Source organism: Parvimonas sp. KA00067 (genome assembly GCF_001553085.1).
GTDB classification, from domain to species: domain Bacteria; phylum Bacillota; class Clostridia; order Tissierellales; family Peptoniphilaceae; genus Parvimonas; species Parvimonas parva.
Genome location: NZ_KQ960152.1, coordinates 70,044 through 84,110, shown reverse-complemented (window position 1 = coordinate 84,110; position 14,067 = coordinate 70,044). Strand labels below are relative to the sequence as shown.

Here is a 14,067-nt window from a genome sequence, read left to right as displayed (position 1 = left end):
AAACCCTCCCATAAAAAATTTATATATAAACCAATTTATCCTTTATCAAATTACTTAAAAATTCTTCTACATCAGACAGTAATACATTAAAATCTACATTGTAAATTTTAGAAATCCTATCAACTATTAACCTAATATTTACCTCCTCGCAAAGTATCATTCTAATTATCTCAAATCCAGTATCTTTAAACTCAAAATAACTTTGATCTTTTTCATTTTTAATTATCACTCTATCTTCTAGTATTTGCCAAGATAAAAAACTTTGAGGTTTAATAAAAGCAATATCATTCATAAACTATCGCCTTTTCCTATATCAACCTTAATATAGCAAAAAAAATATAATAAGTCAATATATTTTTACCAACATATTCATATAAAAAAAGAATGTTTGCACATTCTTTTTAAAAAAATTTTTATTCTATTGTATATTCAATCCAACCTTCTGCTTTTCTTTTTATAATCTCACCAATTCCAGCAGATACTATTTGAATATTTTTCTGTTCATAATTCGGCTTTAATCCGTTTAAAGCATTTTTACAGAGTTTAACTTGTAAGCTTTCGTCTTTAAAAAACTCATCTTCTTCTAAGAAATGTGTAACTACATTACCTGCACAAACAATTTCTATTTCACAAGTATCTCCCATTTCTTCACAATATCTTCTGTAATTTACAATTTTCGCCTTTAGTTTATCTATGAGTTTTAATCTTTCAATTCTAAATAGTACTTTATAATTCATATTATCTCCTAATATCCAAGTTCTACTGCTTTGTTTACAAGTTTTTTTACAAGTGGAATCATTTCGTAAGCAACTTTGTTTTCTTCTTCAAAAAAGGCCGTACAAACAATAGTCGGATTATCTACCGGATAAAAGACAGTTACCCAAGAGTGTATCTTGTCCTTTGTCTTTTCGGCAGTACCCGTTTTTCCCGCAACTTTTTTTCCTCTTATAAAGCCTATAAAGTTTGCATCACCGGAAGATTTTAAATAATCTTTCATAGTATCCATTGTTTTTTTATCTGAAACTCTTGTTAAAATTTCCGGAGAAATTTTTTCAATTATCTTTCCTTTAGGGTCTAAGATTTCTCCAACGATATAAGGTTTCATCATATTCCCACCATTTGCAACTGCACTTGTAAATAATGCAACTTGTAATGGTGTTACCAAGTCTTTACCTTGTCCGAATGCTCCCGTTCCAAGCTCTAATGCCGTTGTTTTTTCATTAAATGGAATCGGAGAGATTGCAGTTTTTAATTCAAAAGGAATTTCCTGACCGAACATAAATCTCTTATTTACATCAATCATAGCATCAACGCCAATTTTTTGAACTTGGTCTGCAAAGTAAGTATTTGAAGATTTTACTATGGCTTTTCTCAAATCAATATTTCCATTATATTCATTTGCATAGTTATTTATTTTGTAATTCTCAATAATAGTTGAGCCTTTGTCATCGTATTTCAAATCTTCTCCGCTTAACTTTTCAAGTAAAGCAGTTCCGGTTACAATTTTATAAACGGAGCCCGGAGGAAAAAGTCCTCCAATACTTCTTGCCAAAAGTGGTGCATTTTCTTCATCAGCAATTATATTAGACCAATTAGACTCTATTGTATTCGGGTCAAAAGTCGGTCTGTCTGCCATTGTGATTATTGCACCGGTTTGTGGATTCATCAAAATCATTGAACCCTTATGTCCCTCTAAAAGAGCCTCAGCATATTTTTGCAATTCAGTATTTGTCGTTAATTTTACTGTATTTCCTTCCTTTTGGTCAACTAAAATCTTCTTTAATTCTCCAATCGGTGTTTTATCTTGTTTATTTAAAAGAGTTGCATTAAATTTCTTTTCAATTCCCGTTTTTCCGTACTTTTTACTATTATATCCAACGATATGCGCATAAGCACTTCCATAAGGAAAATGTCTATATTTTTCTCCTTTTTCGTCCTCTTTTGTTTCAGCTAAGATATTTCCGTTGGAATCTAAAATATTTCCTCTTTTTAATTTATTATCGTCAACCCAATTTCTTTTATTGTTTTCATCATTTTTTAGTTTATCAGACTTTACAACTTGAAAATAAGTCATATATCCAAGTATTAAAATGAATAATAAACTTATAAATGTTAAAACTCTTTTATATCTTTTACTTTCCGTCATATTATCCTCCTATTATATTTTCTTCAGAGGCGTATTGCAAAACTCCAAGTGCGATAAAACTCGAAAGAATTGATGAACCACCATAACTAACAAAAGGAATTGTAATTCCTGTAAGTGGAATAAGTTTTAAAATCCCACCGAACATTATTAATGCTTGAAAAGCGAAAATTAATGAAAGACAAAAGGCTACATATTTATAAAATCTATTTTGTTGTTCCATAGAAGTTTTTATTCCTCTGTAAGTCAAAATCAAGAACAACATAACTAAGCCCATTCCCATTAAAATTCCCATTTCTTCGCAAATACTTGCAAAAATATAATCACTTTCTGCAAAAGGAATATAGTCCGGTCTTCCAAGTCCAAGTCCCGTTCCAAAGAAACCACCGCTTGCTATTGCATAAAAACCTTGAATGATTTGGTATCCCATTCCGTCTGCATATTTAAAAGGGTTTAACCAAATTTTAACTCTAACCTTGACGTGAGTGAACAAAATATAACCTAAAATCGCCCCAAAGCTAAGGATTAAAAAGTTTACAATCATATATTTTCTATGTGGCTCATACATATATTGTGCAAATATGAATACTCCTGAAAACACGAGTACTGAGCCCAAGTCTTTTTGTAAAAACAAAAATCCTACAAATGTATAGAAAAAGAAATGCAGACTATGTCTTTTTAATAAACTTTTTTCAAACTTATCTCTATTCTTGTAAAAGGCAGCGATAAGAAAAACAAAGGCTATCTTTATAAGCTCTGACGGTTGAAATGCAAAATTTTCACCAAGTCTTATCCAGTTTTTTGCACCATTAATATTTTTACCAAATAAAATAGTTGCGATAAATAAAATATAAGAAACTCCGGCATAAAAATAATACATTTTATTCCAAATTTTTATATATTTTAAAATCAAATATACAACCCAAAAAGCTATAATTCCAATACAAAACCATATAATTTGTCTAAAAGCCATTTTGTTATTCAGCCTGTAAATTTCCAAAATTCCAATAGAAAAAAGCATATTTGCAATAAGCATTATATAATAATCGCCTCTTGTAAACTTTTGCACCAATTTCCCTGAAATATATACAAAACTAATCAAACCAACCATAAAATAAAGTTTAGTTCTATCGAAATTAGCAAAATCTCTTGCCATAATCAAAAACAAACCTAAAATTTGGAAAAATAACAAAAGACCTTGAATACTCTTTGTACTGACATAGGAATCTACCGTTAAAGTCCTAAGCCTTGACAACAATCTTTTCTTAATCATCATAAACTTCCTCATTTACAAATAAAAATTCAATTCTTCCAACGTCAATTAAATCCTTATCTTTAAGCTCAATAGCCTCAGTAATCGGCTCTCCGTTTAATAGAGTTCCGTTTGCAGAGCCTAAATCTTCGATATAAAAAATACCGTCGTCTTTAATAATTCTCATATGATTTTTAGAAATAAATTTATCATTTATTACAATATCATTAGAATCTCCACGACCAAGAGTAGTTTCATCAGCAATATAGTAATGCTCATGCACCTTAAAAGGCAAACTCTCTTTTCTGTTTATAAGTTTTAGATAAGTATTAGAAACGTCAGTCATTTCACTTGTAGTACTAATATCCAAATAAATCATCTTTATTATATTGTAAATAAAGTAATAAATAATAATTACAAAAATATATTTAAAAATGATTGCCATTAAATCATATAACTTTAGACTACCAAAAGTTTCAACTGAAAAAACTTTCTCTAAAATTTCAAAAATTTTATCCATATTTCCTCCGTATTCCTATGTTAAAAATATTTTTCATTAAATTTTATTTTACCATAAATACACTAAGTAGTCAAAATATTTGATAAATAAAACAAATCCAATCCGTTTTTTGTCAATTCATACACTCTATCACAGACTTCATAAATATACTTCTTATCGTGTGAAACGGAAATAATCGCTCCTTTATATGACTTCAAAAGTTTTCTAATTTCAACTGATGAAAAAGGAGATAAATTTCTTGTCGGCTCGTCCAAGACTAAAACTTCCGGATTTTCCAAAATCATCTTTAAAAAATAAATTTTAGCTTTTTGTCCTCCGGAAAGAGATTTTAAATTGTGTAGCATTTCATCTGATGTAAACTTCATTGAGCCAAGAAAAGTTCTAATCTTTGTCGTTTCCTCTTTTTCGTAAGTTTTACTAAGATAGTCTATAATGCTCATATCAATATTCATCTTATCATCATAATTTTGTGGCATATAAGAAATCTTAACATTTTTCTTTATATTTTCCAAAATTATTTTTAAAAGTGTAGTTTTTCCTATCCCATTTTCTCCGATTATACAGATTTTATCATTTCCAAAGACCTTTAATTCGATATTTTCGCTTAGGATTCTATCTTTTACAACAAGTTTTTCCAAATTCAAATCTAAAATTTCCTTTTTTGTAGAATATTTTATATCTTCGTCAAATTTTATAAAAATCGATTCTTCATAATCTGGAAAATCAAGCAAATTTTCTTTTTCCTTTTCTAGCCTTCTTCCGATAGATTTTACAGTATGCATTTTTATTTTTAACTCCGTTCCCAAAAAATCATTTTTTGTATTTCTTATTTCATGTTGTACTCTTTCATAAATTTTTTGATACTTTCTTTGCTTTTTGTCAAGCTCTTCTCTTTGCTTTTTAGCGATTCTTTCCTGTTTTTCAATCCTATTTTCTCTATTTTCAACATAATCATCATAATCAAGTCTTTCAATAGAAATTTTAGATTTTTTCTTTCTCATAAGCTGTTCAATGTGAATAATTGTATTTGCACAATTTTCAATTAAATCCTCATCGTGAGAAATAAAAATTATTGGAATATCAATGTTTTTTATGAAATTCTTAAGCCATTCAATAGAATTTATATCCAAATCGTTACTAGGTTCGTCCAATAAAAGACAAGTAGGCTCTTTCATAAGTTCGCAAAGTAAAATAAATTTAATTCTTTCTCCACCTGATAATTCACTTATCCTTTGCTTTTCATTTATTAAATTTTCATCAAAATTCAACTCCTTTAACAATTTATAAAATAAATTATAGTCAAAATAATCCTCTTTAATTTTATTTTCAAGATATTCCTTTGTTGAAAAATCTAAAATCTTTGCTTCTAAAATCTGTGGTAAATATCCTATAACTTCATTTTTCTTATTTATTTCTCCACTTATTTCAGCATATTTTTCTAAACTTTTATCATCTACTATCGCCTTTAAAATACTTGATTTTCCATTTCCCTCTTCGCCGATTATACAAACTTTCATATCTTGCTCTAAAGAAAAATTAAAATCCTCTATTACAGTTCTTAAATCCTTAATTAAATATATTGACAAATTTTTTATAACTAGCATATATCCTCCTAAATTTTGCCACAAAAAAATGGCTAATAATTCACTTATTGCCATTTTAAAATTCAAAATTATGTACTAAAAAAAGGAGTCTAAAAAAATAAGCACACAAAAAGGAATGTATAACTAAAAATGGCAACAAAAAACTAAGCTTTAAAAAGCTATTAAATTTTCGTTTCATAATCAGTTATCTAATAATCATTCCTTCCTCCTAAATTTTTTATTAATTTTTGATATATTTCTACATCACTTAAATTCTAACACAAACAAATTAAAATGTCAAAATTTGTAAACTATTATAACATACATTTCTATAATATAATTTTTGTGATATAGTTAATATGGAATACATGATAAAGCAAATTTTATTTTTCATAAACAACTCCATTAATTTTTTATCAATTTTAGAATTTTTTCTAAAACAAAATCTTTGTTTTTTTCATAATCTAATATTGTTTGCTTTATAAAAATATCAGGACTTATAACATTTTCAAATATTTCCTTTTTTGTAAAAAATCTTTTATCTATAGAGTTTATAAACCTTTGACCATATGAAAAAATTAATTTACTATTAGGCAATATATCAGTAGTTATATCTCCTGAAGCATAAATTCCTCCAGACAATTCTTCCCCATATGATTTTACATTTTTAAACTTAGTTTTAAATTGGTAAAAAGCATCCGCTCCCGCAGAAAATGTATTTCTGCCAATAATAACCGATAATCTAATATCTTGATTCATTTTTAAATAGTTTTCTAAATCAATTAAAAATGGTAAGATAACAAGAGAACTTCCTCCAGAATTATACCTTAGGTCCACTATAATGTTTTTTATTCTAAAAATTTTTTTATTAGATTCTATATAGTCAAAAAATTTTTTTGAAAAACTTTTTAAATTTTCAATTTCTTCATCTTCACATTTATTATACTGAAAGACTACCGCATCACTTTCAGGAAAAAATTTAAAATCGTAAGCTTTATTTCTATCTAAGTTATATGGAATATCTCCAAGTTTCAAAAACACTCCTGAAGTAGTATAATAGCTAATATAATCAAACTTTTCGATTTCATTCAATAACTGCTCAAGATTTAAATTATACTTCTTTAGTTTTTCATCATCTAAATTTTCAAAAATATCCAGAACTTTTTGTTTCATTTTTAATTTTATATTATTATAATCTTCAATTTCAGAAAATACTTCTTTTTTGACTTCTATATCTCTATTAATTTTAGTTTTAAAAACAACATCTATCACTTCTCCATTTTTTTCTATACTTAATTTAACATTATTTATATTCTTTACTATCCCAAGCCCTAAAAGATAGTCAACATTATTAATATATTTATCTACCCCATACTTTAAACACTTTGAACTATCCCCAGAAACTATATTTTCAATTTTTTTCAAAATTGTATTGATATCAATATCATTTATAGCCAATATTTTATAATAAATATATTTCTCATACTCCTTCTCTGTTCTAATAATATATATACCATTATCAAAAACTTTACTTTCAAACGGTAATAATGCTTGATTCAAAATATTAAAACTTAAATGTCCTTCTCTAAACATCGACATTATTCTTTGAATTTCTACTACAAACTCATTATCAGTTAAGTTATCTAGTTTTAATCTTAAATTATTTATTTCCTTTTTAAAATTATCATCAGAAATATTTCTATGTTCTCTTTGATACTTTTTTAACATAACACTCTCAAAATATTCTAAATCTTCCTCTAATTTTTTTTTTCTAATTTCTCTAGATTCACCTTTAAAAAATATCAATTCATTTTTACTAGTATTAATATGAACATACATCAAAAATAAACTTAAAAATACTACTAATAAAATAAACTCTTTTCATAATCTATCCCTCTATATTTAAAGCACAAGTCACAACTGGACTCATGCTTTAAAGAAAAAATCATATAATTCTTCGTCCATTATTCACTCCAATGTAATCTATGTAAATTCCCAAACTTTTCAAGTTCTGAAAAATCTTGTTGTCTTAAAGCCTCGTACAAAATTATTGATGCAGAGTTTGAAAGATTAAGCGAACGAATTTCTCCCCACATCGGTATTCTTACACAATGTTCTTCATTTTTAACCAAAATTTCTTCAGGGATTCCCTTGCTCTCTTTTCCAAACATTATATAATCATTTGGAGAATATTTAACTTCATCATAAGTTTTCCTTGCCTTTGTAGTTGCAAAATACACATTTGCATTTGGATTTTTTTCGTAAAAATCTTCTATATTTTCATAAACAAAAAGTTTTAACTTATCCCAATAATCAAGTCCTGACCTCTTTACCATTTTATCATCAAGCGAAAAACCTAACGGCTTTATCAAATGCAATTTTGTGTCGGTTGCAACACAAGTTCTTCCAATCGCTCCGGTATTAAACGGAATTTCCGGCTCTAATAAAACTATATTAAACAAAATTTACTACCTCTTTTCTTTTTCTCTATCTATAAACATAATAATCGTGCAGATTGTAAGTGAAATTGTACTTAATAAAATAGTCTTTAGCCCTAAGCTTTCACTAAATTTACTACCAATTATCGCACCCACAACAAAACAAAATATTACAGTAAAATACATTAAACTATGTTCTAAAAATTTTTTATTTTTTGTATAAAAATACTCCGACAAATTATGAGTTGCCCCTCTTAAATTACCAATACACATTGTAGTTGAAAAATCTATTCCACAAAGTTTTTTAAAACTTTGAACTTGAATTCCACAAGCAAAAGACGTTAAGGCATTTGCAAGTGCATTCATATTTTGAGGAATAAATCCAACTATAAAAAGCAAAATAATTTCAAATATAACAGCATTTTGTCGCCAATGCAATTTAAAACTATCCTTTTTTCTAAATAAATCTGCTAAAAAAATTCCAAAAGCAAAAAATGCTATTGGAAAAGCATATTTCAAACACTTTTCTAAATTTCCTTTAGAGGCATAAACTCCAAAGAGTAACATATTTCCGGTTTGAGCATTTGCAAAAACTTCGCCTCTTAAAAGATATGAATATGCGTCCATCAGCCCACCACTTAAGGCTAAAAAAATTGCAACTTCAATGGACTCAGACATTTGTAATGCTTTTTTCATATATAAAACTCCTTTTAAAACATTCATAAGATAGTATATACCAAACAAAAATTTTTTACAAGTTTTAATTTTTATAAAAAAAGAATGGTTAAAAAATTAACCATTCTTAAAAAATTTTATCTAAGCCAGCATTTCCAGGAATTTTGCAACTCCAATTCCGAAGAATGTTCCTGTAATAACTCCGATTAAAGCCATTAATACAGCGATTGGTACTAATGATTGTGAATAAGCAGCTGCAAGTACTGGTGATGATGCAACTCCACCGATATTTGAAAGTGATGCTATACCACAAGTGAATAAATCAAGTTTGAATAGTTTTCCAATTATTGCCATTAAAATTCCATGAATTCCAAGAATTACAAAACCTGCTAAAATATAATAAGGAGCCTCTGTAAGTTCTAAGAAGTTTGCATTTGATGCAATTAAACCGATTAGCATATATAATAAAACATTTGAAACTTCCGGTGAACCAGGTATTTTTGCAAGTGGAGTCATCGCACAGAGAACACCAAGAATTGTAGTTATAATGATTGTCCAACCTGTTGCTCCCATAAATGCAAGTGCAGGAATTTTAACCATTTCATTTCCGATTATTCCTGTAACTGCAGTAACAGCAAGTGAAATACTTAATAAGAAAAATATATCTTGGAAAGTTATTTCTTTACTTATTTTTGAGAATTTTGCAGTTAAATGTTCGTTGATATTGTCAATTTTTGAAGTGTCGGCCTTTGTCCATTTATTAAATTTATTTGCAAATGGAACCAAGAACAACAAGAACATTATCCAAATTGAATAATCTATTGAGTCAATCAACAAAGTATAACCCATTCCGGAGCCTTCAAGACCTACCGCTTGTTGAACTGCAACCATATTTTGGGTTCCACCAACCCAACTTCCTGCTAATGCTCCAAAAGTTAAAGGTGCATTAGGAGCTAATTTTCCTTTGAAAATCAAAAATGCAACAACAAAACCAACCATAATAGTTAAAGTCGCAGTGAAAAATGAAATTATCATTCTTGGACCCAACTTTGCAATATCTCTAAGGTCTGCTCTTAATAACATTAAAAATATCATTGAAGGCAAAATTGCATCTTTCAAAACTCCTCTTGCTGAGGAAACGCTTTTAACACTCATATCCCATACGCCCAATGTTGATAAAATCATTGAACCGAAATAGATTATAACTAATGCCGGAATATATTTAAAAAATTTTCCGTTTTTGAATTTCTTTTCCAAGTAAATCACTATACCTGAAACGAAAAACAATAAAGCTATAAACTGAAATCCATCTTTAATCATAAAAAAACCTCCTAAAATAAATCTTTAATAAGAAAAACATTTTCTTACTTATTATATTTTAGCACCATACTAAATTATTGTCAATATTTTTGATAACAAATATCTAACTTTATAAAAAAATGATTAGCCTATTGGACTAATCATTTTTTAACCTACTTATTTAAATATAATACAATCGAAGTTTCATATTCTCCATTCGGATACTCAAATGGGTTTATCAAATCTTTAAATCCTAATTTATGATAAAAATTAATTACTTTTTCATTTTCAAATTTTTTTGTAGATAACAAAATTTTATCTCCTTTAAAATTTTCAATTAAACATTTCATTAATTCTTTTCCATAACCCTTTGATTGGTATTTTTCAAGAACAGCAAGTTCATTTAATTCAAAAGTATTTTTATACCAATCAGTTCCTTTTGGTAATTTTTCATCTATCTGCATAGCCCACCAATTTTCTTTTAAAAAATCAACTCCATATACAAATCCAATAAGTTTTTCCTCTTCAAAAGCTCCGCATATAATAATATTTAATCCTAAACTTTCATCAATTCGAGTAACCAAAAAATCTGCAGTAGAATCATCTGTTTTAAAAACTTCTTTATATATTTTTGCAATTTCATATTTTTTATTTTTAATTTCTTCCAAAGTTAAAAGTTTAATCATAATTTTTTCTCCTAATTATTTTGACAAATTTTTTGTAGCTCATTGAATGTATCAAACAATTTATTTTCTCCAACAAGTATATTTATAACGTCGCCGTTTATTATTGTTGTTTCTCCGTTAGGTATGATTTCTTCAACACCTCTGTCAATATTTATAATTAACATACCTTTTGGAAATTTCACTTCTTTTATTTTCTTGTTTTCTATTTCACTTCCGATTTCAACAACTATACTCATAGTCATTTTTTCGCCGTCCTTTGAACTTGCAATATTTTCTCTTTCCATCAATCTTTCTAAAAGATATTCGTAAATTGGTAGAGATTTTAAATAGTTCGGTAATGCGTAAGTTATAAGACAAACTATTGAAAGTGGCAATAAATATGAAAGATTTCCTGTCATTTCAAAAATCAAAATTATTGAAGTAAGTGGTGCCCTAACGATTGCTGTTAAGTATCCTGCCATTCCAAGAATAATAAAACTATTTATATATATAGGGTCAACTATTTTCCCAAAAATTGTTCCAATCGTTGCTCCTAAAACTAATATAGGGAAAAATATTCCTCCCGGAACTCCTGAACTAAAACAAATTATTGAAAATAATAATTTTACTATAAAAATTAAAACTAAAGTATAAATCGGAAAATTAGCGCTTTGTAATTCTTTCATCAAGAATCCGCCACCACCTAATAAATTTGGCATAAATGCTAAAATTAAAATAGGTAATAAAAAGTATGGTATCATTTTATATTCTTGCTTTAGTTTTAATTTATCTTGAACTTTCATAAAAACATCCATTAAAAAAATGTAAAGCACTCCCAAAAGAGATAGAACAATAGCAAACAAAATCAATGTCCAATAGTTAATCAAAGGCAATTTTTCCGTTAAGCTAAAACTAAATACAGTTTCTGTTCCATATAGAATTTTTGAAACTAAATCTGCAGTAATCGTAGCTCCCATACAAACAACAAGAAGTTTTTTGCTAATATGTCTATGTATCTCTTCAACGGCAAACAAAATTCCGGCAACCGGTGCATTAAAAGCGGCAGAAAGTCCTGCACTTGCTCCACAAGTTATTAAAAACTTTTCAACAGTTTTATTTTTCTTCAGTTTCCTTGAAACTAATTTACCACTCATAGCTCCAATTTGGATTGACGGACCTTCACGACCAACAGAAAAACCGGCTAATGCAGTTAAAGCGCCACCAAAAATTTTTGCAAACAAAACTTTAGTAGGATTCGGATTGATATAACCCTTTATTTCAGCCTCAACCTGTGGTATCCCTGAGCCACCACAAAGTTTTGAGAATTTTTTAAATTTCGTTACTAAAAAAGAAATTAAAACAAGTAAAGCAATAATAATAGGATAAGCATAAAAATTAGTTCTAGTAAAATTTATTATAATTTCTAAAATATGTTCTATTCCATGAATTATATAACGATAAAAACTTGAAAGTCCACCTGCAAAAATTCCTACTAAAATCCCATAAAAAAGTAATTTCACATCTTCAATTCTCTGATTATCACTAAGATTTTCTAAATTTTTCATAAAAACTCCTATTCTCTATAAATTAAATAATTATATAATTATTTTATCACAAAAAGAGCAATAAAAAAAGTTTTGACAATCATCAAAACTATCAAAACTTTATCTAATTTATTTAATTTTAAAAATTTTCTTATTATCTAAAATAGATAATTTAATATCTTTTGGAATCTGCTCTTTACATTCATCAAACCTTATATATAACTTGTTAAAATCTAAGTTTTTTAACCTATTCTTACAGTCATCACCCTGAATTTTTAAAAACATACTTTTAAATTTTTTATCCCCTGTTACGGAAAATAATTTATATAAATTATTTTTATTATTAATTCCTAATGCATAGACTAATTCATCTTCAAAATTTTGATTTTGAATAAAAACAAATTTTTTAGTTGCATTTATCTTTTTATAATTTTCTTTAAAAATACCCCAATTGGCTGAACTGAAAATATCAGAATCAAGTATTATATATACATTATCGTACCTTTCTCCAAAAATTCTATTATTTTTCTTACTATTTTGGAACAAATTACAACATTTAATTAAAGATTGTTTTTTCAATAAATCTTTGTAAATTCTAAAAAATTTTTCTTCAGTTTCACCTTCAACAATTATTAAATTACTCAAAATTTAATCCTCCCAAATACCATCCAAATTAGGATATATATCAAAATAATCATTTTGAACATAATTTTTTAATTTTCTATCATTTTTTATAATATATTTTTCAGGATTTACCACAAAAACACCTTCGTTATTTCTAGCTAAAAATGTATATGAATGATTTGGAATATTCAAATCCAATGAATTTTCATTATGAGTTGTAATAAAAAGTTGACTGTTTTCTTCAAGATTATAAATTATCTGTAAAATCAATGAATTTGATAATTTTGTATGCATATAAGCCATCTGTTCATCAAGATATATTAGTCCATTATAGTTTTCTATTTTTGAAATAAAATTAGCTAAAAAAATCGCCTCAACAGTCCCTCTGGATAATCTTTCTCTTACTGATGATGAAGTATTTCTATTTATTAATATTTTTTCTCCATTTTTAAATTTTATATAAAATCCTTCCTCAACTTCTTCATCAATCTTATCAATTCCGGTAGATTTTGCATTTCTAATTTCAACTATAGAATCATCTATAACTTTTAAATATTTTTCTACAGTCTTTATTGAATCAACATCTAATATATTTCTAACTTTTTCCTTTTCTTCTAAATCCTTGTCAAAACTATAGTAAAAAGATGCGTTATCCCAAAAATAATTTTTCAAAGTATATATAAACTTTGAATAATATTCTTCAGTATTATAATTCGGCTCAAACTCTTCATTTATAACATCAGAAACAAAAACTTCCTTTGTATCTAAATTAAGTATTCTTTCTTTTTCTAAAAAATTTTTACTATTTAATAAATTTATATTTTCTTTATAATTAAAGGAACTATTTAATTTTATAAATCTTATTTTCTCACTGATAAGATAATTTTTAGCATCTTTTGGTTCCGTTGATAAAATAAATTCAAATAATCTATCTTCAACTGTAAAAATTATTTCAAAATTACTTTTTTTATCAGAATAAAATCTATTTATTAATTTATTTCCATTTCCTCCACATAAAAAATTTTCAAAATTACACAACAACTTGCCAAAAGTAGTTTTTCCGGAAGCATTTGACCCCATAATTATATTTACTTTTTTATACCTTATTTTTGGTGCATATTTTAAAGTTTCATCTTTTAATATTGAATTACTAACTTTTCTTGGAAAAGTAAAATTCACTTCAAAATCTTTAAACATATATAAATTGTCAATTTTAACATTTAAAACTATCATATATCTTCACCCCTATTTATATTATACTATAAATATATTTAAAGTCAATATATTCCGTTTTTTGGAATTTAAAAAAGTTTTGACATTAATC

Annotated in this window: 14 protein-coding genes; all 14 read right to left on the bottom strand. The window is 26.8% G+C overall.

The window, feature by feature from the left end:
- Positions 1-19 precede the first annotated feature (19 nt).
- The 14 genes from HMPREF3181_RS06720 to HMPREF3181_RS06655 all read right to left on the bottom strand — a co-directional run bounded on the left by HMPREF3181_RS06720 (position 20) and on the right by HMPREF3181_RS06655 (position 13,976).
- The gene (locus HMPREF3181_RS06720; RefSeq protein WP_068474864.1) at positions 20-292 is read right to left on the bottom strand and encodes a PqqD family protein; all 273 of its coding nucleotides are present in this window, start codon (positions 290-292) and stop codon (positions 20-22) included.
- Positions 293-413: 121 nt separating this feature from the next.
- Positions 414-737, bottom strand: a complete 324-nt coding sequence (locus HMPREF3181_RS06715) for a DsrE family protein (protein WP_068474862.1) — start codon at positions 735-737, stop codon at positions 414-416.
- A gap of 8 nt (positions 738-745) precedes the next feature.
- Positions 746-2,146 carry a peptidoglycan D,D-transpeptidase FtsI family protein gene (locus HMPREF3181_RS06710; protein WP_068474859.1) on the bottom strand — a complete coding sequence of 467 codons (1,401 nt, stop codon included), beginning with the start codon at positions 2,144-2,146 and terminating at the stop codon, positions 746-748.
- A gap of 1 nt (position 2,147) precedes the next feature.
- On the bottom strand, positions 2,148-3,419 hold the full coding sequence (locus HMPREF3181_RS06705) for an FtsW/RodA/SpoVE family cell cycle protein (RefSeq protein ID WP_231723277.1): 1,272 nt from the start codon (positions 3,417-3,419) through the stop codon (positions 2,148-2,150).
- On the bottom strand, positions 3,409-3,915 hold the full coding sequence (locus tag HMPREF3181_RS06700) for an FHA domain-containing protein (RefSeq protein WP_068474856.1): 507 nt from the start codon (positions 3,913-3,915) through the stop codon (positions 3,409-3,411). The genes HMPREF3181_RS06705 and HMPREF3181_RS06700 overlap by 11 nt, the downstream gene beginning before the upstream one ends.
- A gap of 62 nt (positions 3,916-3,977) precedes the next feature.
- Positions 3,978-5,519 (bottom strand): ATP-binding cassette domain-containing protein, encoded by a 1,542-nt coding sequence (locus HMPREF3181_RS06695; protein ID WP_068474853.1) that lies wholly within the window; start codon positions 5,517-5,519, stop codon positions 3,978-3,980.
- A 384-nt stretch (positions 5,520-5,903) separates the two neighbouring features.
- Complete coding sequence (locus HMPREF3181_RS06690; protein ID WP_156436003.1) at positions 5,904-7,226, bottom strand: S41 family peptidase; 1,323 nt, start codon at positions 7,224-7,226, stop codon at positions 5,904-5,906.
- A gap of 236 nt (positions 7,227-7,462) precedes the next feature.
- Positions 7,463-7,960 (bottom strand): tRNA (cytidine(34)-2'-O)-methyltransferase, encoded by a 498-nt coding sequence (locus HMPREF3181_RS06685; protein WP_068474847.1) that lies wholly within the window; start codon positions 7,958-7,960, stop codon positions 7,463-7,465.
- 6 nt (positions 7,961-7,966) lie between these two features.
- Positions 7,967-8,632 (bottom strand): YoaK family protein, encoded by a 666-nt coding sequence (locus HMPREF3181_RS06680; RefSeq protein ID WP_068474844.1) that lies wholly within the window; start codon positions 8,630-8,632, stop codon positions 7,967-7,969.
- A 120-nt stretch (positions 8,633-8,752) separates the two neighbouring features.
- Positions 8,753-9,931, bottom strand: coding sequence for a DUF819 family protein (locus tag HMPREF3181_RS06675; protein WP_068474840.1), 1,179 nt, complete (start codon positions 9,929-9,931; stop codon positions 8,753-8,755).
- Between the two features lie 152 nt (positions 9,932-10,083).
- Positions 10,084-10,596 carry a GNAT family N-acetyltransferase gene (locus HMPREF3181_RS06670; protein WP_068474837.1) on the bottom strand — a complete coding sequence of 171 codons (513 nt, stop codon included), beginning with the start codon at positions 10,594-10,596 and terminating at the stop codon, positions 10,084-10,086.
- An 11-nt stretch (positions 10,597-10,607) separates the two neighbouring features.
- Complete coding sequence (locus tag HMPREF3181_RS06665; RefSeq protein ID WP_068474835.1) at positions 10,608-12,140, bottom strand: ClC family H(+)/Cl(-) exchange transporter; 1,533 nt, start codon at positions 12,138-12,140, stop codon at positions 10,608-10,610.
- A 108-nt stretch (positions 12,141-12,248) separates the two neighbouring features.
- Complete coding sequence (locus tag HMPREF3181_RS06660) at positions 12,249-12,764, bottom strand: hypothetical protein (protein WP_068474832.1); 516 nt, start codon at positions 12,762-12,764, stop codon at positions 12,249-12,251.
- A gap of 3 nt (positions 12,765-12,767) precedes the next feature.
- Entirely contained in the window at positions 12,768-13,976 is a 1,209-nt protein-coding gene (locus tag HMPREF3181_RS06655; RefSeq protein ID WP_068474828.1) for an AAA family ATPase, read from the bottom strand.
- Positions 13,977-14,067: the final 91 nt, after the last annotated feature.

What these genes read in the sequence shown, in the direction of transcription:
- HMPREF3181_RS06655 (WP_068474828.1), bottom strand. Translation starts at nt 13,976, where the DNA reads ATGATAGTTTTAAATGTTAAAATTGACAATTTATATATGTTTAAAGAT.
- HMPREF3181_RS06705 (WP_231723277.1), bottom strand. Translation starts at nt 3,419, where the DNA reads ATGATGATTAAGAAAAGATTGTTGTCAAGGCTTAGGACTTTAACGGTA.
- HMPREF3181_RS06720 (WP_068474864.1), bottom strand. Translation starts at nt 292, where the DNA reads ATGAATGATATTGCTTTTATTAAACCTCAAAGTTTTTTATCTTGGCAA.
- HMPREF3181_RS06695 (WP_068474853.1), bottom strand. Translation starts at nt 5,519, where the DNA reads ATGCTAGTTATAAAAAATTTGTCAATATATTTAATTAAGGATTTAAGA.
- HMPREF3181_RS06665 (WP_068474835.1), bottom strand. Translation starts at nt 12,140, where the DNA reads ATGAAAAATTTAGAAAATCTTAGTGATAATCAGAGAATTGAAGATGTG.
- HMPREF3181_RS06675 (WP_068474840.1), bottom strand. Translation starts at nt 9,931, where the DNA reads ATGATTAAAGATGGATTTCAGTTTATAGCTTTATTGTTTTTCGTTTCA.
- HMPREF3181_RS06710 (WP_068474859.1), bottom strand. Translation starts at nt 2,146, where the DNA reads ATGACGGAAAGTAAAAGATATAAAAGAGTTTTAACATTTATAAGTTTA.
- HMPREF3181_RS06690 (WP_156436003.1), bottom strand. Translation starts at nt 7,226, where the DNA reads ATGTTAAAAAAGTATCAAAGAGAACATAGAAATATTTCTGATGATAAT.
- HMPREF3181_RS06715 (WP_068474862.1), bottom strand. Translation starts at nt 737, where the DNA reads ATGAATTATAAAGTACTATTTAGAATTGAAAGATTAAAACTCATAGAT.
- HMPREF3181_RS06680 (WP_068474844.1), bottom strand. Translation starts at nt 8,632, where the DNA reads ATGAAAAAAGCATTACAAATGTCTGAGTCCATTGAAGTTGCAATTTTT.
- HMPREF3181_RS06670 (WP_068474837.1), bottom strand. Translation starts at nt 10,596, where the DNA reads ATGATTAAACTTTTAACTTTGGAAGAAATTAAAAATAAAAAATATGAA.
- HMPREF3181_RS06700 (WP_068474856.1), bottom strand. Translation starts at nt 3,915, where the DNA reads ATGGATAAAATTTTTGAAATTTTAGAGAAAGTTTTTTCAGTTGAAACT.